Source organism: Streptomyces sp. NPDC004788 (genome assembly GCF_053601115.1).
Genome location: NZ_JBSGBF010000040.1, coordinates 45,625 through 66,531 on the forward strand (window position 1 = coordinate 45,625; position 20,907 = coordinate 66,531).

A 20,907-nucleotide genomic window follows, 5' to 3' on the forward strand; every position below is an offset into this window, starting at 1 on the left:
GAGGCAGAAGCATGACCGACACGACCCGCACCGACTGGACGGCCTGGCAGCAGAGCTGGGACCGCCAGCAGGAGTGGTACATGCCGGACCGCGAGGAACGCTTCCGCGTGATGCTCGACATGGTCGAGGCCGTCGTGGGACCGGAGCCCCGCGTGCTCGACCTCGCGTGCGGTACGGGAAGTATCACGGACCGGCTGCTCCAAAGGTTCCCGAAGGCGACCAGCACCGGCGTCGACCTCGACCCGGCCCTGCTCGCCATCGCCGAGGGCTACTTCGAGGGCGACGAGCGCGTCACCTTCGTCACCGCCGACCTCAAGGACCCCGCCTGGACGCGCGAGCTGCCCCACGACTCGTACGACGCCGTCCTGACCGCCACCGCCCTCCACTGGCTGCACAGCGAGCCGCTGACGGCCCTCTACGGGCAGCTCGCCGGCCTCGTCCGCGACGGCGGCGTCTTCATGAACGCCGACCACATGATCGACGAGACCACCCCGCGCATCAACGCCGCCGAGCGGGCGCGGCGGCACGCCCGGATGGACGCCGAGAAGGCCGCCGGCGTGCTCGACTGGGCCGACTGGTGGGCGCTCGCCGCCAAGGACCCGGTGCTCGCCGGGCCCACCGCCCGCCGCTACGAGATCTACGGCGAGCACGCCGACGGCGACATGCCCTCGCCCCGCTGGCACGCCGACACCCTCCGCGCCGCCGGCTTCGCCGAGGCCCGGGCCGTCTGGGCCTCGCCCTCCGACACGCTCCTCCTCGCCGTGAAGTAGGACCGGGTACGCCGAAAAAGGGGCGGTGCGGGCTGTTGCCCGTACCGCCCCTTCCCGTACCGCTCAGAGCACCTTCGAAAGGAACGCCTTCGTCCGGTCGTGCTGCGGGTTGCCCAGGACATCGCGCGGGTGGCCCGACTCGACGACCACGCCGCCGTCCATGAACACCAGCGAGTCGCCGACCTCGCGGGCGAAGCCCATCTCGTGCGTGACGACGATCATCGTCATGCCCGACTCGGCCAGGTCCCGCATGACGTCGAGGACGTCACCCACGAGCTCCGGGTCGAGCGCCGAGGTCGGCTCGTCGAAGAGCATCAGCTTCGGCTCCATCGCCAGCGCGCGGGCGATGGCCACGCGCTGCTGCTGGCCGCCGGAGAGCTGCGAGGGGTAGTTCCCCGTCTTGTCGCCGAGGCCGACGCGGTCGAGCAGGCGCTCGGCCCGCTCGCGCGCCACCGCCTTGGACTCGCCCTTCACCTGGATCGGCGCCTCCATGACGTTGGCCAGGGCCGTCATGTGCGGGAACAGGTTGAAGCGCTGGAAGACCATGCCGATGTCGCGGCGCTGGGACGCGACCTCGCTGTCCTTCAGCTCGTAGAGCTTCTCGCCCTTCTGGCGGTAGCCGACCAGCTGGCCGTCGACCGAGAGCCGGCCGCCGTCGATGCGCTCCAGGTGGTTGATGCAGCGCAGGAAGGTCGACTTGCCGGAGCCGGACGGACCGACGAGGCAGAACACCTCGCCGTTCTGGACCTCCAGGTCGATGCCGCGGAGGATGTGCGCGGCGCCGTAGGACTTGTGGACGCCTTCGGCCTTGACCATGGGCTGACCGGTCATGCCGTCACCTCCGGACGCTTGAAGGAGGCCAGGTTCTTCCTGACCCGCTGCCAGGGGGTGGGCGGCAGGTTGCGGGTGGACCCGCGGGCGAAGCGGCGCTCCAGGTAGTACTGGCCGACGCTGAACACGCTGGTGAGCGCGAGGTACCAGATGGAGGCCACGAAGAGCATCTCCATCACGGCGCCGGCGGTGGTGCCGATGTTGGACGAGGCACGCAGTAGTTCGGTGTACTGCACGGCCGAGACCAGGGACGAGGTCTTCAGCATGTTGATGAACTCGTTGCCGGTCGGCGGCACGATCACGCGCATGGCCTGCGGCAGGACGATCCGCCACATGGTCTTCGTCTGGGACATGCCGAGCGCGTGCGCGGCCTCGGTCTGGCCCTCGTCGACCGACTGGATGCCGGCGCGGACGATCTCCGCCATGTACGCGCCCTCGTTGAGGCCGAGGCCGAGGAGCGCGACCATGAACGGCGTCATGACGTCGACGGTCTCGTTCTTGTAGATCGGCCCGAGGTTGATGTACTCGAAGATCAGCGACAGGTTGAACCACACCAGCAGCTGCACGTACACCGGGGTGCCGCGGAAGAACCAGATGTAGAGCCAGGCGACCGCGCCGGTGACCGGGTTCTTCGACAGGCGCATCACGGCGAAGAGGATGCCGAGGACGAGACCCAGCGCCATCGAGGCGACCGAGATGACGACTGTGCTCCACAGGCCGTGCAGGACCGAGGTGTCGAACAGCTTGTCCCACACCGTGTTCCAGATGATGTTGCCCTGGGAGAAGGCGTAGAGCAGCCAGCCGAGGAGCGCGACCACCACGACGGCGCTGACCCAGCGGCCGTAGTGGCGGACCGGGATGGCCTTGATCGCCTCGTAGGGGACGCCCGACGGGGGGCCGGCCGGGCCGGCCGGCGGCTTGTCCGTGGGGCCGGAACCGGCCGGAGCGGCGGCCGGTTCCTTGCGGATCTTGTCAGTCATACGACTGCCCTTCAGGTGGAGCGGGGGACGGCGGGGAGGCTCACTGGCCGGCGTTGACGGTCGCCTGCTTCACGGCGCTGCCCTCGACGTTCCACTGCTTCAGAGCCTGGCCGTAGGACCCGTCCTTGATGGCCGCGTCGAGCGCTTCCTTGACGGCGTCGCGCAGCTGGGTCTTGTCCTTGGAGACGCCGATGCCGAAGAGGCCGACGTCGCTCTGGTTGCCGGTGACCTCGAAGTCGTTGCCGCCGCCGGAGGTCTTCGCGATGTACGAGGCGACCGGGTAGTCGTTCAGGTCGGCGACCGCACCGCCGGCCTTGACGCGGGTCTGGGCCTCGGCGTCGGTGTCGAACGCCTGGATGGTGAGCTTCTTGCCACCGCACTTGGTGGCCTGGGCCTTGAACGTGTCCTCGTAGATCGTGCCGCGCTGGACGGCCACGGTCTTGCCGCAGAGGTCGTCGAGGGAGTTGATGTGCTGCGGGTTGCCCTTCTTGACGAGCAGGGAGACGCCGGAGCTGAAGTAGTCGACGAAGTCGATGCCCTTGCCGATCTTCTTCCCGTTGTCGTCCAGGCCCTCCTGACGCTTCTTGTTGTCCGTCATCGAGGACATGATCAGGTCCTGGCGGCCGGTGTAGATCGAGGTGATCAGGCCGTCGAAGGTGCCCGAGGTGAACTTGAACTCGACGCCGAGCTGCTTGCTCAGGGCCTTGGCGATGTCGGGGTCGACGCCCACGATCTTCTCGCCCTGGGTGAACTCCATCGGGGCGTACGAGGCGTCCGTGCCGACCTTGATGACGCCGGCCTTCTGGATGTCGGCCGGGAGCTTGGAGAACAGCGGCGCGCTGGAGGCGGCGGCGGAGGAGGACGAGCCACCCTCCTTCGTGGAGCCGCCGTTCGTCTGGTCGCCACAGGCGGTCAGCAGCATGGAGCCGGCGACCGCGATGGCGGCGACCGCGGCAAGACGGGACGTGCGGGTCTTGGCGACGGTCGTGCAGCGCGTGGAGCGTGCGGTCATGGTCGGGTTCCTCCGGCGGGTGAGGGGAGTTGCCTACGTTGCCTAGGGGTCGTGCACGCAGCTTCGAGTGCCGCGACCTCGTGTGATTTGGCATCTTGCCATTCGGACTGCCCGAATCCGACGGCCAAGGATGTCAAAATCGGATAACGGGTGGCCTCGGAATGGGCTTGCCCAGTCCTCCCAAGCGAAATCTTCTGCGGACAGGTGGGGTCCCCACCGCAAAATCTTCCGTTCATCTCGCCATTCGGACGACATGAAGGCCGCTATTCGGGTCGGGAAAGTATGTTTCCGGACATCGAGTGACGTGTCGCTCTCCGTCCGTGTCCGGTAGCGCTCGGTATGAGTCGCGTCACCGAGGCCGAATGGACTCGTCTCCGGACCCGTCCGTCCGGTAAGAAGGATCCTTACACCCCTCATCCGGGGCTCAGGGCGCGTTGTGCGGCGCGCCCGCGCGGCTGCCAGACACGGCGGCCGCGGGACCCGCCCACCCCTCCTTACCAGGGAGTGGCAACCCTCAAATGAAGAAGACTTAAGGGGTCAACCCAATGGCAGCGGAGATCGTCAATCCTCGCAGCGAGAGCGGTACCGAAGGGGCTCCCGGCGAGCCCTTCGATCCGGTCTTCGCGCTGCACCGCGGCGGCAAGATGGCCATCCAGGCCACGGTGCCGGTGCGGGACAAGGACGACCTGTCCCTCGCGTACACGCCCGGCGTCGCCAAGGTGTGCACGGCAATCGCGGAGCAGCCCGAGCTGGTCAACGACTACACCTGGAAGTCCCAGGTCGTGGCCGTCGTGACCGACGGCACGGCGGTGCTCGGCCTCGGCGACATCGGCCCGGAGGCGTCGCTTCCGGTCATGGAGGGGAAGGCGATCCTCTTCAAGCAGTTCGGCGGCGTGGACGCGGTGCCGATCGCGCTCGCCACCACGGACACCGACGAGATCGTCGAGACCGTCGTCCGGCTCGCCCCGTCCTTCGGCGGCGTGAACCTGGAGGACATCTCGGCGCCGCGGTGCTTCGAGATCGAGCGCAAGCTCCAGGAGCGCCTGGACATCCCGGTCTTCCACGACGACCAGCACGGCACGGCGATCGTCACGCTCGCCGCGCTGCGCAACGCCGCGAAGCTGACCGGCCGGACCCTCGGCGACCTGCGCGCGGTCATCTCCGGCGCCGGTGCGGCCGGTGTGGCCATCGCGAAGTTCCTCCTGTCGGCGGGCATCGGCGACGTCGCCGTGACCGACCGCAAGGGCATCGTCAGCCAGGACCGCGAGGACCTGACCGACGTCAAGCGCGAGATCGCCGAGCTGACGAACAAGGCGGGCCTCTCCGGCTCCCTGGAGACCGCCCTCGCCGGCGCCGACGTCTTCATCGGCGTCTCCGGCGGTACGGTCCCCGAGGAGGCGGTCGCCGCCATGGCGCCGAAGGCCTTCGTCTTCGCCATGGCCAACCCGAACCCCGAGGTGCACCCGGACGTCGCGCACAAGTACGCGGCGGTCGTGGCCACCGGCCGTTCGGACTACCCGAACCAGATCAACAACGTCCTCGCGTTCCCCGGCATCTTCGCCGGCGCGCTCCAGGTCCGGGCCTCCCGGATCACCGAGGGCATGAAGATCGCCGCGGCCGACGCGATCGCCGCCGTGGTCGGCGACGACCTGTCGGCCGACTGCGTGATCCCGTCGCCGTTCGACGAGCGGGTCGCCCCGGCCGTCGCGGCCGCGGTCGCCGCCGCCGCGCGCGCGGAGGGCGTCGCCCGCCGCTGACCCAGGGCTCGGCAGCACACCCCCGAGGGCCCCGCCAGGTTCGTGAACGCGAACCGGGCGGGGCCCTCGCGTGTGCGGGTGCGGTGGACCGGGCGGGGCCCTCGCGTATTCGGGTGTGGTGCACGGGGCGGGGCCCTCGCATATGAGGGCGCGTGTGCGTGTGCGGGGCGGGCCCTCGCCCGGGTGCAGGACGCGGCGATGCGGGTGCGCACGGAGTCCCGCGCGGGGTGGGCGGCAAGATCACCGCGAGGGACGTGCGTCACACCTCGGCGTGGTTCCGCGAGCTCCCCGTCCGCCCCTAGGGTCAGGGGCATGTTCGCTGCCTACGCTGCCCGAATCGACCGCGACCAGCCCCTGAACGGCCTCGAACTGGGCGAACGGCCCGAGCCCGAGGCACGGCCCGGGTGGACGACCGTCACCGTCAAGGCCGCCTCGCTCAACCACCACGACCTGTGGTCGCTGCGCGGGGTCGGACTGTCCGAGGACAAGCTGCCGATGATCCTCGGCTGCGACGCCGCGGGCGTCGACGAGCACGGCAACGAGGTCGTGCTGCACTCCGTCATCGGCCAGACCGGCCACGGCGTCGGCCCCGACGAGCCGCGCTCCATCCTGACCGAGCGGTACCAGGGCACCTTCGCCGAGCGGGTCTCCGTGCCCGCCTGGAACGTGCTGCCCAAGCCCAGGGAGCTCTCCTTCGAGGAGGCCGCCTGTCTGCCGACCGCCTGGCTCACCGCGTACCGGATGCTCTTCACCAACGCCGGGGTACGGCCCGGGGACTCGGTCCTCGTGCAGGGCGCCGGCGGCGGTGTCGCCACCGCCGCGATCGTCCTCGGCAAGGCGGCCGGCCTGCGGGTCTTCGCCACCAGCCGTGACGAGGCCAAGCGGAAGCGGGCCGTCGAGCTGGGCGCCCTGGAGGCGTACGAGCCCGGCGCGCGGCTGCCGCAGCGGGTGGACGCGGTCATCGAGACCGTCGGCGCCGCCACCTGGTCGCACTCGGTCAAGTCGCTGCGGCCCGGCGGCACGCTCGTCATCTCCGGTGCCACCAGCGGCGACCGGCCCTCGCACGCCGAACTGACCCGGATCTTCTTCCTGGAGCTGAAGGTGGTCGGCTCGACCATGGGCTCCAAGGACGAGCTGGAGGACCTGCTGTCCTTCTGCGCCGCGACGGGTGTGCGGCCGGTGATCGACGAGGTGCTGCCGCTGGACCGGGCCCGGGAGGGCTTCGCGAAGATGGCGTCCGGCGAGCTCTTCGGGAAGATCGTCCTGAAGACCTCCTGAGGACCTCCTGAGAAACGTCCTGAAGACCTGCTGACCGACCTCTTGATGACCCGCCAGTAATACTGATGGGATCTCCGGCACGCGAAACGTGAACAACGCTCACCTCGTCGTGCCGGAGGCCCTCCTTGTTGCGAACCACCCTTGCCGCGACCGCCGTCGTCGCCGCGCTCCTCGCCCCGACCGCCGCCCGCGCCGACACGCCCGAGGCGAGCGGTGGGGCCATACCGGCCCTCACCGACGCCCGGGGGCGCACCCTCCAGCTGCGGGGCTGGAACGTCGCGGACAAGTCCCACCGGGGCGAGCAGGCGCTCTCCGGCATCACCGAGAAGCACTTCCGCGACATGCGCGCCAAGGGCTTCAACCTCGCCCGTGTGCTGGTCTTCTGGGACGACCTGGAGCCCAGGCCCGGCCAGTACAGCGAGGACTACCTCCGCAGGATCGAACGGGTACTGGACTGGGCCGAGAAGTACGACATGAAGGTCGTCCTCGATGCCCACCAGGACGTCTTCGGGCCGGCCTTCGGCAGCCGGGGCGTTCCGGCGTGGGCGACCAGGACCGACGGGCTGCCCTTCACCCCGCACCCCGACGACTGGTTCTCCGAGTACTTCGAGCCCGCCGTCCAGCGCGCCTTCACCCACCTCTACGAGGACCCCGACCTGAGGCTCGCCCAGGCCCGGATGTGGCGGGTGCTGGCCGACCGTTTCCGCGACCACCCGGCCGTCCTCGGCTACGACCCCATCAACGAGCCCATGGGCGAGATGCGGGAGGGCGAGGACCTGGCGACCGCCGCCCGGCGGATCGAGCGCGAGCAGCTGACGCCGATGTACAACCGCGTCGCGGACGCGATCCGGTCGGCCGACCGGGAGGGCTGGATCTTCGTCGAACCGACCCCGATCGTCGGCGAGGGCGTGCCGACCGGCCTGGGCCGGATCGACGACCCGAAGATCGTCTACGCCCCGCACTTCTACAACTCCGCCATGGAGGCGGGCGGGGACTACGACCCGTCGGCCGGCTGGGTCGAGAGCTACGAGGCCGCCGTCACCCAGTACCCGAAGGAGTACCAGGTCCCCGTGGTGGTGGGCGAGTGGGGCCCGCTCAACAACTCGCTGCCGAACATGAACCGCTTCTATCGCGAGGCCATGGCCTCGCTCGGCCGCTACTCCTCCGGCTGGGCGGGCTGGGAGTGGTGCTACGGCGGCGGCTACTGCGCGGTGGACGGCGCCGGCGCCTTCCGTACGAACAAGGAGCTCACCGCCGAGCCCTACGCCGAGGCCGTCGCCGGCACCGTGCGCGCCGCCGGGTACGACTCCGGGGCCGGCGTCTACCGCCTCGACTACGACTCCGCCCGCCGCGGCCCCCGCGCCACCGAGTTGTCCCTGCCCCCGGGCGCGTGGCAGGTCGCGGCCCGGGGGAGGGCGATCGTGCTGCGCCCGCGACCGGGCCGCGCGATCGTCCTCGCCGCACCGGGCGCACGGGTCACGGTCACGGTGACGCGCGGCTGAGGCGGGGCGGGCGGACTCGGGTTCGGGCCCTGCGCCCGCCCGGGCCCGGGCAGGCGCACGCCCAGATCCACCGGACCGTCCTTCTCGGCCGGCCCCGTCCCTACCGCTTCTGCCCTGAACCGCCCAGCAGCGACAGGATGCTGTCCGCCGCCGCGCCCAGGTGGCGGCGGGTCTCGGCCAGTTGGGCCGATGTCAGGCCGTGGTCGCGGGCCGCGTCGCGGACGTCGTCGCGGAAGCGGTCGAGGAGGCGGTCGAGTTCGCGGGCGGGGTCGGCGGAGTGCGCTATGTCGGCGGCCCAGTCGGAGACGGCCTGTTCGGGGGTGGTGGTGCGGCTGTGGGAGGCGCCGGTGACCAGGTCGCCGAGCTGGGCCGTGATGCCGGAGATGCCCTCCCAGACGCCCTTGGGCCACTCGCCGCGGCTCATGCCGTCCTGGACCTGCTGCTGCACCTGCTCCTGGACCTGCTGGGCGATGCGCTGGAACTCCTTCGCCTGGCGCCTGGCCGACTGGGCCTCGGCGCGCGCCTGGCGGGCCTGCTCCTTCCACTCCTGCTTCGCCTTGCGCAGCTCCTCCTTGGCCTCGGCGAACGACGAGGCCCCGGTGGAACGGGACGCGGTCGCCGCCGCCCGCATCTCGCTGCGCAGCTTGCCGGCGGCGCCCCGCACGTCGTCCCGTATCTCGGCGGCCAGTTCGGAGACCGACTCGCGGATCTCGACCTCCAGGTCGGCGAGCTCGCCGCCGCGGCCGGCCAGCTCGGCGCGGCCGGCGTCGGTGATCGAGTAGACCTTGCGGCCGCCCTCGGTGGCGTGCGTGACCAGTCCCTCGGCCTCCAGCTTGGCGAGCCGCGGGTAGACCGTGCCCGCCGAGGGGGCGTAGAGACCCTGGAAGCGCTCCTCCAGGAGGCGGATCACCTCGTACCCGTGGCGGGGGGCCTCGTCGAGCAGCTTGAGCAGGTAGAGGCGCAGTCGGCCGTGGGCGAAGACGGGCGGCATGTCAGAGGACCTTTCCGGACGCGGAGGACGGGGCGGTCCAGTCGTCGCCCCCGGGCTCGGGGTCGGGGCGGCGCAGCAGGGCGATGGAGCCGGAGACCGTGGTGGCCTTCAGTGTGCCGTGCCCGGCGCCGAGGGTGCCGGTGATGGACTTGGTGCCCCACTGGCCGCCGACCCGCAGGTCCTCGAAGGCGTTGGAGACCGCGCCGCTGGTGGTGCTCGCCTCGACCCGGGCGTCCGCCGGGTGCGGCAGCCGGATGGCGATCTCGCCGGAGACGCTGGCGAGCCGGATGTCGGCGGGCGGCCCGTCCAGGCCCGCGGCCGGGTCGAGGTCGACGACCAGGTCCCCGCTGACGGTCTCGGCCTTCACCGCGGTGCCGGCGTCGACGACGGTCACGTCGCCGGTCACCGAGTTGATCTGCAGCGCTCCGGTGACCGTCTGGGCCTCCAGAGCGCCGGAGACGGTCTCGGCCCGCACCGGTCCGGCGAGGCCCACGAGCGTGGTGTCGCCCGTGACGCCGCGGACGGCCGTGCGGCCCCTGATGCCGGAGATCACGGTCTCGGCGGCGACCGCGCCGACCTCGACGTCGGCACCGGCCGGGACGACGACCGAGACGACCGCCCGGCGCTTGTGGCCCTTGGGGTCGAGCCACTTGAGGAAGCCCTTCCAGTGCAGGTCCTCGTAGGTCACGGTGAGGGTGGAACCCTGCTGCGTGACGACGAGCGGCGGACCCTCGATCTCGGTGATCTCCAGGCGCGCGGAACTCTCGTCCGTGCCCACGACGTTCACCACACCGTTGACGACGCGGATCTGAAGCCGGCTCACGGGGTCGGTCAGCGGGATCTTCCTGGGCTCGGTGACGGACCACTCTGTCATGGTGCTGGCCTCCCGTGTCGTCGACTCGCGTCGGCGGACCGTGCCGACGTAACATATCGCGTTTCTCGATAGACACGATATATCGCGGCCGGGTCAAGTCAACCCCGATTCACCCCTGACAGGGACCACTCAGGGTGTTGCATTCCCCCGCCTACCGGGACAAATTGGCCTAGCGTGGGGCCATGAACGCGACACAGGGACCCCGCTCCGCCGGGGCGCTGCTGCTCTGCCGTGCCGAACCCGAGGCGGTCCGCCCGCCGGCCGGGCTGCTGCGGGAACAGCTGCTGCTCGCGCCCGCCGGGCCCGAGTGGAGCGTCCTCGTGCCGGAGGGGAAGCCGTGGCTCGACGACGGAGAGCCCGTCGACCGGGTCGTCACCGGCTGGGCCACCGCCCTCGCCGTCGCCGCGCCGGGGTGGCCCGTCCTCTCGCTGTGGTGGGACCGGGACCGCGCCGGGTTCACGCTGGCCTCGGGCTTCCGCCGTACCGTCGGCTACGTCTGGCTCGCCGACGGCACCCCGGTCGGCGAGGACGAGGCCATGCGGACCTTCGCCGACCGCCTCGCGCTCGACCCGGTGCTCGACGTCCAGGCCCTGGAACCGCTCACCCGGCCCGACCGCGACGCCGACGCGCCCGCCCGGCTCGTCGGCCTCGTCGCCGTCCTCGCCCGCACCGGGCTCGCCCTGCCCGAAGGGCTCTCGCCCGGCGCGAGCGCCGACCGGCTCCGGTCGGCGGCCCACGCCCGGGGCGCCGAACTCCTCGAAGTGCCCGGCCGGCGGGACGCCGTACGCGCCGAACTCCTCGAAGTGCCCGGCCGGCGGGACGCCGTACGCCCCGAGCTGCTCGAACGGGTCGGCCGGCGGGACGCCGTACAGGCCGAGCGCTTCGAACGGGCCGGCTGGCGGGACGCCGTCCACGCCGAACTCGACGCGGTCGAGGGCGGCCGGCTCGGCCCGTACCTCCGCGGCCCCAGGGCCCGGCTCATCGGCGCCGTCCAGCTCGTGGCCGGAGTGCCGCTGCTCGTCTGGGGCATCGCCCGCCGCAGCGGCGGCTGGACGACGGCCGGCGCGCTCCTCGTCGCCGACGGGGCGCTCGGACTCGCCTACGACCGGCTGCGGGGCGCGTAGTCCCGGAAACCCGCGTCTACTCGTCCTCGTCCTCGTCGTCCAGGCGCGCCAGCCAGGTCGCGAGGCGCTCGACCGGCACCTCGAAGTCGGGGTTGAGATCGACGAAGGTCCGCAGCTGCTCGGCGAGCTCACCGAAGGTGATCTCCTCCTCGCCGCGCCGCTTCTCCAGTTCCTCGATGCCACGGTCCGTGAAGTACATGCGATCAGAATAGGCCGTGGTCGCGGACCCGGGCCGCGTCCCCTGTTCCTCTTCCGCACCAAGGTCTAGCCTCGTTCATCATCGTTTCGGGGAGCGGGGGCCGCTGTGACGCATGGGATCGCTCGTATACGGCTCGACGACGGCACGCCCGTCTGGGCCCGGATCAGCGGGGCGGAGGAACTGGACCGCGGCAGCGGCTTCCAGGACACCGGCTTCGGCGACCGGGTCGTGTCGATGGCCGGGGGCCTGACCGACGTGGTGCGCGGGGTGGTCGGCTCGCTGCGCGCCGGGCTCGACCCGGAGGGCTCCGTCGAGGTCGCCGTCAGCTTCGGCATCGAACTCTCCGCGCAGGCCGGCAAGGTGATCGGCGTCCTCGCGGACGGCGGCGGCAAGGCGTCCGTCAACGTCTCGCTCACCTGGACCGAGCCCGGCCGCCGCCCCGTGGCCGCGCCGGAGCCCGAGCCCGGCCGCCGCCCCGCGCCCGCGCCGGACCCCGCGCCCGGCCCTGCCCCGGCGCCCCCTCCCGTCCCCGCCTACGCCCCCGCACCCGGCCCCGCGCCCGCGTCGGCCGCCGACCCGGCCCCCGGGAACCCCACCCTCCCGCCACCCGCCGCCTCACCGGAGAACGGCCCGCGCGCCGTATGAGCGCCTTCGACGCGCTGGTGCGCCCCGCGCTCGTGCGCATCGCGGCGCCCGGTGACGGGTATGACCCGCACGGCGACCGGTTCTGGGGCACCGGCTTCTTCATCGCCCCCGGCTGGGTGCTGACCTGCGCCCATGTCGTGGCCAAAGGGGGAAGCGCGGTGTGGAGGAAGGAACCGGCCGTCGGCATCACCTGGGCGGGCGGCGACACCGTCGGCCGGGTCGTGCTGGCCAAGCCGCGTCCCGCCGCGCCCGAGGAGACGCTCGACGCCTGGCACTTCCCCGACCTGGCCCTCGTCCGGGTCGAGGGCGCCGAGGACGCCGCGTGCGTGCGGCTCACCGACCGCCCGCCCGTCACGTCCGCACCCGTCCGGCTGTACGGCTACGCCCACCAGACCGGCGAGCTCGGACTGCGCCTCGAAACCGGCGAGACGAGCGGCTTCTCGAACAAGGCCCTGCTGCTGCGCTGGTCCCTGCCCGTCGAGGGCTGCTCCGGCGGACCCGTCGTCGACGTGAGCCGCGCCGCCGTCATCGGCGTCAGCAAGGGCAGCAACGCGCGCGAGGGCGCCGCCGCCCCGGTGACCCTGCTGCGCGAGCTCTTCGACCTCCAGGACGGCGAGCTGCTGCACGAGGTGCTGCGGGCCCACGACCGCTACCACTTCACCGCGCAGACCGGTTCGGGGCACACGTGGGTCGACGCCGAGACCCGGGCGTGGCCGGCCACCGCGCGCGGCGTCAGCCCCGTCCAGCTGAACCAGCTCTACGGCCACCTCGCCGAACTCCCGCGGCCCACCAGCCCCGGCGAGGTCATGGCCCTCGTCGACGAGGTCAAGGACCGGGTCACGGAGGACGAGTTCCAGGACGTCCTGGAGACCGACGCCCGGTCCTGGACCGACGGGGTGGTCCGGCTCCACCAACTGCACGCCCCACAGCGGCCGGACGGTCCCGCCGCCGGCGACCTCGGGATCGACGCCGTGCTGCTCTACGCGGCCCACCTCGTGCGCCACCTCACCAGGCGGTACGGCCCCGGGCCCGCCGTCCGCGCCCTGAGCGCCTGGACCTACAACGAGTCCGGCCACGCCCGCGCGCGCATCCGCAAGGACATCCGGGCCCTGCTCGACCCCGCGGCACCGCGCCCCGGCGCCGACCCCGAGCGGGAGCCGCGCGCCCGCGCCGACGTCCGCATCGAGATCGACCCCGTGCCCTACAGCGACCCGCCGCGCTACACCTGGCGGGTGCTGCTCCTCTTCGACGGCCGCACCATGAACGCGGTGCGCGCCGGCACGGAGGGGGTGCGCCCCGGCGAGCTGGAGGAGGCGCTCCGCGGCCCGCTCGCGCAGGCCCTCGGCCTCGGCGACCGGGGCGAGCACCTGGCCGGAGTCGAGGCCGTGCTGCCGCGCGAGCTGTTCGACCTGCCCGTCGACACCTGGCGGCTCGCGCCCGACGAACCCTTCGGCGAGGGCTCGCTGCCGCTCGGCCGACGGCGCACGGTCGTCGTCCGCGACCGGCACCGCGGCCACCGCGAGCCCTCCCCGGAATGGCGCCAGCGCCGGCGCGGCTGTCAGTCGGGGCCGCTGCGGGCCGTGCCGCTGCGCGCCGAGGTGCTCGCCCCGGGCGCGGAGGACGGGCACGCCCCGCACCGGCGCAAGGAGAGCCAGAACGCGGTGTACGCGCGGCTGCGCGAGGCGGAGGGCGGCAGCGTGCCGGTCTACTGCGGCCCGGTCGGCAGCGGCGACGGCCAGCGCGCGATGGAGGCCGCGCTCGCCGCCGGGCACCCCGTCGCGCTGTGGCGGCACTCGGCCCGCGAGCACGCCGACTGCGCCGAGTTCCACAAGCGGGCCGGCGAGCTCCTCGCGGTCGTCGACGGCGCCGAGGGCCTGCACGGGCCCGTGCGCGCGCTGCGGTTGCGGACCGGCGACACCGAGGCCGACCCGCGCGACCGGGCCGAGCACGCCTGGGCCGAGGGCCTCGCGGTCCTCTACGACCCGCCGGACCGCCCGCCGCACGACGCGCCCCTGCAGGGCCCGCTCCTCCTCGGCGAGGACGATCACGGCGGTGAGCGGTGACCCGTCCCTCGAACTCAACTTCGCCACGAACGGACCGGTTTGAGCGTCGGCAGACCAGTGCGGCGAGCGGTACGGTCGACGCGCCCGGCGGAGTCACCCGTGTGTCAGCGGCCAGGAGGGGGCAGGCGTGAACGATTGGCGGATCTACCGTGGTGCCGGTCATCCGCACGAGGAGATACGGCGGTTGCCCCCGCCGCCGCCCTGGCGCGACTTCTCCGCGGGCGGCGCCGACGACACCCTGGCCGGCTCGGACCGACGGCTCGGGGTGCGCCGCAGGCTGGTGCAGAACCACCACCCCAGGCCCGCCGAGACCGACGCCGTCAACGCCGCCCTGTATCTGCGCCGGCCACTCCTGGTCACCGGCAATCCCGGCACCGGCAAGTCCACGCTCGCCCACGCCGTCGCCCATGAGCTGGGCCTCGGCCGGGTGCTCCGGTGGCCCATCGTCAGCCGCTCGACCCTGCAGGACGGGCTCTACCGCTACGACGCCATCGGCCGCCTCCAGGACGTGCAGCTGGAGCGGGCCCGCGCCGACGCGGCGGGCACGGACGCGGCGGGCACGGCCGCGAGCCCGGCCGGCATCGGCTCGTACCTGCGGCTCGGCCCGCTCGGCACCGCCCTGCTGCCCTCCGAGCTGCCCCGGGTGCTGCTCATCGACGAGCTCGACAAGAGCGACCTCGACCTGCCCAACGACCTGCTGAACGCCCTGGAGGAGGGCGAGTTCGCGATCCCCGAGCTGGAGCGGCTCGCCGACCGCGAACCGGTGGTGGAGGTGCTCACGGACGACGGCCGCAAGGTGCCGGTGTACGGGGGCCGGATCCGCTGCACCACCTTCCCGTTCATCGTGCTCACCTCCAACGGCGAGCGCGACTTCCCGGCCGCCCTGCTGCGCCGTTGCATCCGCCTGGAGCTCGAAGCACCCGGCGAGGAGCAGCTGTCGGCCATGATCGAGGCCCATCTGGGGCCGGACGCGGCGGCCGCCGAGCCCGGACTCGTCGACCGCTTCCTCGACCGCGAGCCCGGCGAGGTCATCGCCACCGACCAGCTGCTCAACGCGCTCTACCTGACCCAGCACGCCCCCCGCACCGAGCGGGTGACCCGGGAACGCATCGCGGACATGCTCATGCAGCCGCTCGATCAGCCGAGGTGATGGCCGGATGCACCGGAGCCGCCGGATGCAGCTGGAAGAACTCACCCGCAGACTGCGGGCCGCCGGGCAGGACCTGACGGCCGAGGAGGTCGCGGACGCCGTCTGGCTCGCCCAGTGGCTGCCGCGCGCCGACCCGGAGGACCAGGCGGGCGATCCGGTGCCGGGCCCGCCGCTGCCCGCCGGCCCCGGACAGCACGGCGACTCCGGCCGTACGGGCGGCTCCGCGGGCCCCGGCCCCGCCGACCACCGTCGAGATCCGGCCACCGGCGGCACCGCCCCACCCGACGCACCCGGCCCGGAGGACCCGGCCGTCGCACCCGCCCGGCGCCCCGAGACCGTCGACCTCCGGCTGTCCGGCGGCGCACGCCCGCGCACCGGCGCCGGCATCGGCGCCGCCCTGCCCGTCCGCGCGCCCGGCGCGAACGCCCTGCCCGGGCTCCTCGGCCTGCAGAAGGCGCTGCGCCCGCTGCGCCGTTACGCCACCGGGCTGCCGGTCCGGCCCGGCGAGGGCCGGCTCGACGAGGAGGCCACCGCCGAGCACAGCGCCGCCTCCGGCATCCTCACCCCCGTACTGCGCCCCGCCGCCGCCCCGCGCCCCGACATCCAGCTGCTCATGGACACCGGGCCCGCCATGGGCGTCTGGCAGCGGATGGTCGAGGAACTGCGCCAGGCGTGCCAGCAGTCCGGCGCCTTCCGTGACGTCCAGGTCCACCGGCTGCACGACACCGGCGAGGGCCCGCCGCTCGTCACCACCACCTCGGACCGCGACGGCCACCCCCGGCTCCGCCCCGCCGACCAGCTGCACGACCCGACCGGCCGCCGCCTCACCCTCGTCGTCAGCGACTGCGTCGGCCCGCTCTGGCAGCGCGGCGCCGCCCAGCAGCTCATCACCCAGTGGCCCCGGCACTCCCCGCTCGCCCTGGTCCAGCCGCTGCCGCCGCGGCTGTGGGCCCGCACGGCGCTGCCGGTCGAGCCCGGCACCCTGCTGCGGCCCGCCACCGCCGGCGGCCAGGTCCGCTTCGAGCCCGACGAGGAGGTGTGGGAGCCCGTCGCCGCCGAACCCCGGGCCGTGCCGGTGCTCACCCCCACCCCCGAGGCCTTCGCCTCCTGGGCCCGGCTGCTCACCGGACACGGCGGGGGAGCGGTCCGCGGCTGGGCCGCCCGCATCGGCCCCGCGCCGGCGCGGCCGGCGGAGGTACGGGCGCCGGGCGGCGCCCGGCGCGGCGACGACGAACTCCTGCGCGCCTTCCGTGCCGGCGCCTCCCCCGGCGCGGTCCGGCTCGCCGTCCATCTCGCCGCCGCCCCGCTCGCCCTGCCCGTCATGCAGCTCGTGCAGCGCGCGATGCTCCCCGACACCGGCCCCATGGAGCTCGCCGAGGTGCTGCTGAGCGGCCTCCTCCGACGCCTCCCCGGCCCGGTCCCGTACCCCTGCTACAGCTATCCGCCGGCCGTGCAGGAGCACCTCCTCGGCTCGCTCGACCGGGGTGCGGCCGCGCTCGTGCTCAAGCACTGCTCCGAGTTCGTCGAGCGCCACTTCGGCCAGGGCATGCGCAACTTCCCGGCCCTCGCCGCCGCCCGCCTCGCCGGACACGGACCCGACGGCGCCACCGAGGAGGACGCGCCCCCGGGGACCGGACCGGGCGAGGAGACCGACGAGCCGGCCGGCGTCGCCTCCGAGCTGTTCGCCCGCATCCCCGCCCGCGTGCTGCGCTTCTACCAGCCCGACCTCGTCACCCCCGAACCCCTCGCCGCCGCCCGCCGCCTCCTCGCCCAGTGGCGCGGCCAGTCCGACCCGTCGCTGCTCACCACCGCCCGCGAGATGGCCGAGGCCGCGCTCGCCGGCCAGGGCCAGGGCGGCCCCACCGGCGCCCCCGAGGACACCGCGGGCGCCCGGCTCGTCCTCGGCCAGGTGCTCTACGCGCAGGCCGGCACCGCCGCCGTACGGGACCGGGGACAGCGCGAGGAGCTGCTGACCCGGGCCCTCGCCGAGCTCGAACGCGCCGCCGGGGCCGCCCGTCCCGGCGGCACCGACTGGGCCGAGGCCACGCTCGAACAGGCCGCCGCCCTGCACGCCCTGTGGCGGCACACCGGCGACCCGGCCCGCCTCGACGCCGCCGTCGCCGTGCTCGCCGGAGACCCGGCCGACTGGCCCGAGGACCGCCGCCACGCCCTGCTCGTACGGCGCGGGCGCCTCCTCCTCGCCCGGGGCGCGCGCGGCGACGGGCCCGAGGCGGTGGCCGCGTTCGGCGCCGCGCTCGCCCTCGACGAGTCCGGGCCCGTGCTGCTCGACCTCGCCGACGCCCTCCACCTCGCCGCGGCCGCTCCCGCGACCGTCGCCGACGCCCTCGACCGCGCCGAACCGCTGCTCGGCGACTCCACCGCGCTCCGGCTGCGCTGGACCAGCGCCCGGGCCCGGCTCCACGACGTCACCGGCGACGGCCCGGCCGCCGACGCCGCGTACGAGACCGCCACCCTGCTCACCGCCGCCGAGGGCGACCAGCGCGGCCGGCTGCTGCTCACCTGGGGCGAGTCCCTGCTGCGGCGGGCCGCCGCCGGCAGCGGCACCGAGCCCGTCGACCGCGCCGAGTCCGTGCTGCGCGAGGCCCTCACCTGCCTGCCCGCCGACGCCACGGCCCGCGCCCGGGCCCGGGTGCTGATCGGCAGCGTGCTCGCCCTGCGCTACGACCGGGCCGGCTTCCTGCCCGACCTCTTCGAGAGTCGCCACCTCCTCGACCAGGCCGTCCGCGCGGCCGAAGGGCCCGCCGAGCGCGCCGAGGTGTGGCTGCAACTGGGCTGGGTGCGGTTCCAGTTGAGCGAGGCCGCCCGGGACGGCCGGCTGGCCGACGCGCTCACCGCGTACCAGCGCGCCGCGGAGGACAGCCACACCGCGCACGGCGACACCCCGGGCACCCCCACCCTGGCCCGCGCGCTGCACGCGCAGGGAGCGGTGCTGTACCTGATGGGCCGCGCCTTCGGCGCCAGGACCGCCCTCACGGCCGCCGCCGAGCAGTGGCGGCGGCTCGACGGGGCGCTGGTGGCGGTGGACTGGGCGGACGTGGAGCGGACCCGCGCCCTGCTCGCCGAGGTGGGCGCCGGCTCCCGCACCCCGCCGGACCGCCTTTCCCGCGAGGAACGGCGCCGGATCGCGCCGCCCTGGTGGGAGTGGCGCGAAGCGGACGCGGAACGGCTGGATAACGGGGGCGCACATGGGCGCAGTTGAGTCGAACGGGTTTCTGACTTCGGGCCCTCGGGAAGAACCGCTCCGCCGCTACGACCGTGGGGGACAAGGGTCGGTGAGGAGGAGCCGAGGGTGTTGGAGCACATGGAGTGGGTGGCCGGCGTCGACAGGGCCGACGGGCGCCCTCGGCGGCTGCCGGATCTCACCGGCGTCGACCTGCGGACCCTGCGCTTCATGGACGATCCGGACCTGGCCGCGGCCGTCGAGCGAGTGCTCTGGGAGACGCAGGACCTGTCCGACTCGTGGCTGGAGGAGGCAGGGGAGAAGGCCCGCGACTGACCTCCGGCGGAAGCGCCCCACCGACCGTTCGTTTCCGGCCAGATGCCCGTCGACCGCGCCCCGGGCCGGGCACGGAAGGGGACGGGAGTGAGCGCCGTCCCCCTGTCCGCGGCCGCCTTCGCCCGACTGGCCCGGACCAGCCCCGATCCGGCCGGGCTCGCCCTGCTGGGCGCCGCCCTGCACACCCGGCGGCTGCTCCTCCTCAAGGCGCTCCTGGTCCGGGTCCACCGGCACCGCGCCACCGTCGAACCGGGCGCGCTCGGCCGCTTCGAGCGCTCCTGGGAACTGCTCGAACGGGCCGAGCGGCGGCGTCCCGGCGCGGTCCGTGACGTCCTCGACTACCCGACCACCGGGGCCTGGCTGGCCGGTGCGCTCACCGAGCCCGCCGGGCCGGGCCTCGACCGGCACCTCGCCCGCCTCGACGCCCTCGCCGCCACCGCCGCCCTGCGCTGCGGCGGCCCGCTCGACCTGACCGTCGAGACCCCGGACGGCCTGCTGTCGCTGCCCGGCACGGGCCGGCTGCGGGTGGCCGGCGAACGCGTCCGGATCAGCGCGGACGACCGGACCGTACGGTTCCGCCCGTCGGGCGCCCGCCGGGCCGCGCCCACCGTCCTCACCCGCACCGGCCGGGCCGGTGCCCTGACCGGCCACGGGCCCGGCTGGAGCGCGGTGCGCGTGCTGCCCGGCGGCGCCGCGCGCCTGGACGACCTCGACCCCTACCGGGTGCCGGCCGGCGCGGGCGGCGCCTTCGTCGGCACCGCGGCCGAACACGCCGACACCGACCACGCCGCCTGGTCCGCGCGCTGGCGCGCCGCCCGTGACCTGCTGCTGCGCGCCGACCCGGGCCGGGCGGCCGAGGTCGCCCGCGCGGTCCGGGTGGTCGTGCCGCTCGTCGGGCGCGGGCCCCGGCACCTCGGCGCCACCCTGAGCGCCGCCCCCGGAGCCGTGCTGACCTCGCTGCCCGCCGACGGGCAGGGGATGGCCGAGACGCTCGTGCACGAGCTGCACCACAGCAAACTGGCCACGCTCCACGAGATCGTGCCGCTGTACGGGCCCGGGCGGGACGCCGTGCACCAGGTCGGCTGGCGGCCGGACCCGCGGCCCGTCGCCGGCGTGCTGCACGGCGCCTACGCCCATCTGGCCCTGGCCGACCTGTGGCGGCGGGCGGCCACCGCCGACCGGGTGCCGGCGTCCTGGCGGTCCGTCGCCGGGCAACAGTTCGACGACATCCACGATCAGGTGGGTGAAGCGCTGGCGATCCTGCTTGAATCCGATGAACTGACTGCGGAGGGACGGGAGTTCGCGGACCAAATGAGGCAGCATCATGCGAGCCTCGGCGCGGCTCCCCTGGCCGCTGGGTAACACTGTGCCCACGGCACATGACACTGCGTTGCGCGGGAGCGGGACGGGAGACACGACAGATGGCGGAACAGCGGTCGGGCGGTGCGGCGGACGGAGCCAGGAGAGCGCCGGAACACGTCCTCGTGGTCTTCCCCGGCTATCACCGCCCGTGGGCGACCTGGATCAACCAGCGACTCGACGCCCACGGGGTGCGGGCCAGCCTGCAGCGCTGGGACCCGCCGCGCGAGGTGCCCCTGGAGGACTCGCTCGGCGACCTGCTGCTCGCCCGCGGCCAGGTGCTCCTCGTCCTGGACGACTGGTTCTTCCAGCTCGGCCCGCGCGCGGCCGGCGAGTGGAACGACGTGCTGCGCGGCTTCGTCGCCGCCCACGCCGAGCGCTTCGCCGCGGTCAACCTCACCAACCGCACCCTGCTCCCGGCCACCGCCGTCCTCGAACCCGTCAGCCTGTGGGGCGTGGGCGAGGAGGAGGCCGAGGTCCGGCTGCTCAGCCGGCTCGGCATCGAGCAGGGGCGCACCACGGGCCGCCGGCTGCCCGCCGGCGCGCACGTCCGCTTCCCGGACACCCCGCCCGACATCTGGGGCGAGATCCCGCGCCGCAACCCGCGCTTCACCGGCCGCGACGAGCTGCTCACCGAGCTCCAGCGGCGGCTCATGGACGCCGAGCGCGGCAGCGCCGCCTGCACCCTGCTCGGCATGTCCGGCATCGGCAAGACCCAGATCGCCGCCGAGTACGCCCACCGCTTCAGCTCCGACTACGACGTCGTGTGGTGGGTCAGCTCCGACGACCGCAACGTCCAGCGCGACCGCTTCGGCGAACTCGCCGCCCAGCTCGGCCTCTCCACCGGCAACGAGC

The 20,907-nt window shown here is 73.9% G+C and carries 18 protein-coding genes; 12 read left to right on the top strand and 6 right to left on the bottom strand.

The window, feature by feature from the left end; genetic code table 11:
- The first annotated feature begins 11 nt into the window (after nt 1–11).
- On the top strand, nt 12–770 hold the full coding sequence (locus ACWEJX_RS19485; RefSeq protein ID WP_451608664.1) for a class I SAM-dependent methyltransferase: 759 nt from the start codon (nt 12–14) through the stop codon (nt 768–770).
- A 63-nt stretch (nt 771–833) separates the two neighbouring features.
- Here ACWEJX_RS19485 and ACWEJX_RS19490 read toward each other — a convergent pair whose 3' ends face one another.
- Genes ACWEJX_RS19490 through ACWEJX_RS19500 form a run of 3 tightly spaced genes read right to left on the bottom strand, consistent with a single transcriptional unit; the run spans nt 834 to nt 3,593 of the window.
- On the bottom strand, nt 834–1,601 hold the full coding sequence (locus ACWEJX_RS19490; protein ID WP_451608665.1) for an amino acid ABC transporter ATP-binding protein: 768 nt from the start codon (nt 1,599–1,601) through the stop codon (nt 834–836).
- A complete protein-coding gene (locus tag ACWEJX_RS19495) occupies nt 1,598–2,581 on the bottom strand; it encodes an amino acid ABC transporter permease (protein ID WP_451608666.1) in 984 nt (327 codons plus the stop codon). The genes ACWEJX_RS19490 and ACWEJX_RS19495 overlap by 4 nt, the downstream gene beginning before the upstream one ends.
- A gap of 40 nt (nt 2,582–2,621) precedes the next feature.
- Nucleotides 2,622–3,593: an ABC transporter substrate-binding protein gene (locus tag ACWEJX_RS19500; protein ID WP_451608667.1), complete on the bottom strand. Its 972-nt coding sequence runs from the start codon at nt 3,591–3,593 to the stop codon at nt 2,622–2,624.
- A gap of 545 nt (nt 3,594–4,138) precedes the next feature.
- Between ACWEJX_RS19500 and ACWEJX_RS19505 the strand changes: the two genes are divergently transcribed.
- The 3 genes from ACWEJX_RS19505 (at nt 4,139) to ACWEJX_RS19515 (ending at nt 8,130) form a co-directional block, all read left to right on the top strand.
- Nucleotides 4,139–5,350 carry an NAD(P)-dependent malic enzyme gene (locus ACWEJX_RS19505; RefSeq protein ID WP_403792209.1) on the top strand — a complete coding sequence of 404 codons (1,212 nt, stop codon included), beginning with the start codon at nt 4,139–4,141 and terminating at the stop codon, nt 5,348–5,350.
- 312 nt (nt 5,351–5,662) lie between these two features.
- On the top strand, nt 5,663–6,628 hold the full coding sequence (locus tag ACWEJX_RS19510; protein WP_451608668.1) for a zinc-binding dehydrogenase: 966 nt from the start codon (nt 5,663–5,665) through the stop codon (nt 6,626–6,628).
- Between the two features lie 125 nt (nt 6,629–6,753).
- The gene (locus ACWEJX_RS19515; protein ID WP_451608669.1) at nt 6,754–8,130 is read left to right on the top strand and encodes a cellulase family glycosylhydrolase; all 1,377 of its coding nucleotides are present in this window, start codon (nt 6,754–6,756) and stop codon (nt 8,128–8,130) included.
- Nucleotides 8,131–8,230: 100 nt separating this feature from the next.
- On the opposite strand, the gene ACWEJX_RS19520 is transcribed toward ACWEJX_RS19515, so the two are convergent.
- Nucleotides 8,231–9,121 (bottom strand): helix-turn-helix transcriptional regulator, encoded by an 891-nt coding sequence (locus ACWEJX_RS19520; protein ID WP_451608670.1) that lies wholly within the window; start codon nt 9,119–9,121, stop codon nt 8,231–8,233.
- Between the two features lies 1 nt (nt 9,122).
- On the bottom strand, nt 9,123–9,995 hold the full coding sequence (locus tag ACWEJX_RS19525) for a DUF4097 family beta strand repeat-containing protein (RefSeq protein ID WP_451608671.1): 873 nt from the start codon (nt 9,993–9,995) through the stop codon (nt 9,123–9,125).
- A 182-nt stretch (nt 9,996–10,177) separates the two neighbouring features.
- Here ACWEJX_RS19525 and ACWEJX_RS19530 point away from each other — a divergent pair, with 182 nt between their 5' ends.
- Nucleotides 10,178–11,119 (top strand): hypothetical protein, encoded by a 942-nt coding sequence (locus tag ACWEJX_RS19530; RefSeq protein WP_451608672.1) that lies wholly within the window; start codon nt 10,178–10,180, stop codon nt 11,117–11,119.
- Between the two features lie 16 nt (nt 11,120–11,135).
- On the opposite strand, the gene ACWEJX_RS19535 is transcribed toward ACWEJX_RS19530, so the two are convergent.
- A complete protein-coding gene (locus ACWEJX_RS19535; RefSeq protein ID WP_403792198.1) occupies nt 11,136–11,318 on the bottom strand; it encodes a DUF6104 family protein in 183 nt (60 codons plus the stop codon).
- Nucleotides 11,319–11,423: 105 nt separating this feature from the next.
- Between ACWEJX_RS19535 and ACWEJX_RS19540 the strand changes: the two genes are divergently transcribed.
- The 7 genes from ACWEJX_RS19540 to ACWEJX_RS19570 all read left to right on the top strand — a co-directional run.
- On the top strand, nt 11,424–11,963 hold the full coding sequence (locus tag ACWEJX_RS19540; RefSeq protein ID WP_451608673.1) for a CU044_2847 family protein: 540 nt from the start codon (nt 11,424–11,426) through the stop codon (nt 11,961–11,963).
- Nucleotides 11,960–14,026, top strand: coding sequence for a VMAP-C domain-containing protein (locus ACWEJX_RS19545; protein ID WP_451608674.1), 2,067 nt, complete (start codon nt 11,960–11,962; stop codon nt 14,024–14,026). Before ACWEJX_RS19540 ends, ACWEJX_RS19545 begins: the two co-directional genes overlap by 4 nt.
- Nucleotides 14,027–14,153: 127 nt before the next feature.
- Entirely contained in the window at nt 14,154–15,176 is a 1,023-nt protein-coding gene (locus tag ACWEJX_RS19550) for an AAA family ATPase (protein ID WP_403792194.1), read from the top strand.
- A 25-nt stretch (nt 15,177–15,201) separates the two neighbouring features.
- Nucleotides 15,202–18,396 (top strand): SAV_2336 N-terminal domain-related protein, encoded by a 3,195-nt coding sequence (locus ACWEJX_RS19555; RefSeq protein WP_451608675.1) that lies wholly within the window; start codon nt 15,202–15,204, stop codon nt 18,394–18,396.
- A gap of 90 nt (nt 18,397–18,486) precedes the next feature.
- The gene (locus ACWEJX_RS19560; protein ID WP_451608676.1) at nt 18,487–18,693 is read left to right on the top strand and encodes a hypothetical protein; all 207 of its coding nucleotides are present in this window, start codon (nt 18,487–18,489) and stop codon (nt 18,691–18,693) included.
- A gap of 87 nt (nt 18,694–18,780) precedes the next feature.
- Nucleotides 18,781–20,055, top strand: coding sequence for an aKG-HExxH-type peptide beta-hydroxylase (locus ACWEJX_RS19565; protein ID WP_451608677.1), 1,275 nt, complete (start codon nt 18,781–18,783; stop codon nt 20,053–20,055).
- A gap of 59 nt (nt 20,056–20,114) precedes the next feature.
- The coding region (locus tag ACWEJX_RS19570) for a TIR domain-containing protein (RefSeq protein ID WP_451608678.1) at nt 20,115–20,907 on the top strand (793 nt) is incomplete at its 3' end.

What these genes read in the sequence shown, in the direction of transcription:
- ACWEJX_RS19485 (WP_451608664.1), top strand. Translation starts at nt 12, where the DNA reads ATGACCGACACGACCCGCACCGACTGGACGGCCTGGCAGCAGAGCTGG.
- ACWEJX_RS19490 (WP_451608665.1), bottom strand. Translation starts at nt 1,601, where the DNA reads ATGACCGGTCAGCCCATGGTCAAGGCCGAAGGCGTCCACAAGTCCTAC.
- ACWEJX_RS19495 (WP_451608666.1), bottom strand. Translation starts at nt 2,581, where the DNA reads ATGACTGACAAGATCCGCAAGGAACCGGCCGCCGCTCCGGCCGGTTCC.
- ACWEJX_RS19500 (WP_451608667.1), bottom strand. Translation starts at nt 3,593, where the DNA reads ATGACCGCACGCTCCACGCGCTGCACGACCGTCGCCAAGACCCGCACG.
- ACWEJX_RS19505 (WP_403792209.1), top strand. Translation starts at nt 4,139, where the DNA reads ATGGCAGCGGAGATCGTCAATCCTCGCAGCGAGAGCGGTACCGAAGGG.
- ACWEJX_RS19510 (WP_451608668.1), top strand. Translation starts at nt 5,663, where the DNA reads ATGTTCGCTGCCTACGCTGCCCGAATCGACCGCGACCAGCCCCTGAAC.
- ACWEJX_RS19520 (WP_451608670.1), bottom strand. Translation starts at nt 9,121, where the DNA reads ATGCCGCCCGTCTTCGCCCACGGCCGACTGCGCCTCTACCTGCTCAAG.
- ACWEJX_RS19525 (WP_451608671.1), bottom strand. Translation starts at nt 9,995, where the DNA reads ATGACAGAGTGGTCCGTCACCGAGCCCAGGAAGATCCCGCTGACCGAC.
- ACWEJX_RS19530 (WP_451608672.1), top strand. Translation starts at nt 10,178, where the DNA reads ATGAACGCGACACAGGGACCCCGCTCCGCCGGGGCGCTGCTGCTCTGC.
- ACWEJX_RS19535 (WP_403792198.1), bottom strand. Translation starts at nt 11,318, where the DNA reads ATGTACTTCACGGACCGTGGCATCGAGGAACTGGAGAAGCGGCGCGGC.
- ACWEJX_RS19545 (WP_451608674.1), top strand. Translation starts at nt 11,960, where the DNA reads ATGAGCGCCTTCGACGCGCTGGTGCGCCCCGCGCTCGTGCGCATCGCG.
- ACWEJX_RS19555 (WP_451608675.1), top strand. Translation starts at nt 15,202, where the DNA reads ATGCAGCTGGAAGAACTCACCCGCAGACTGCGGGCCGCCGGGCAGGAC.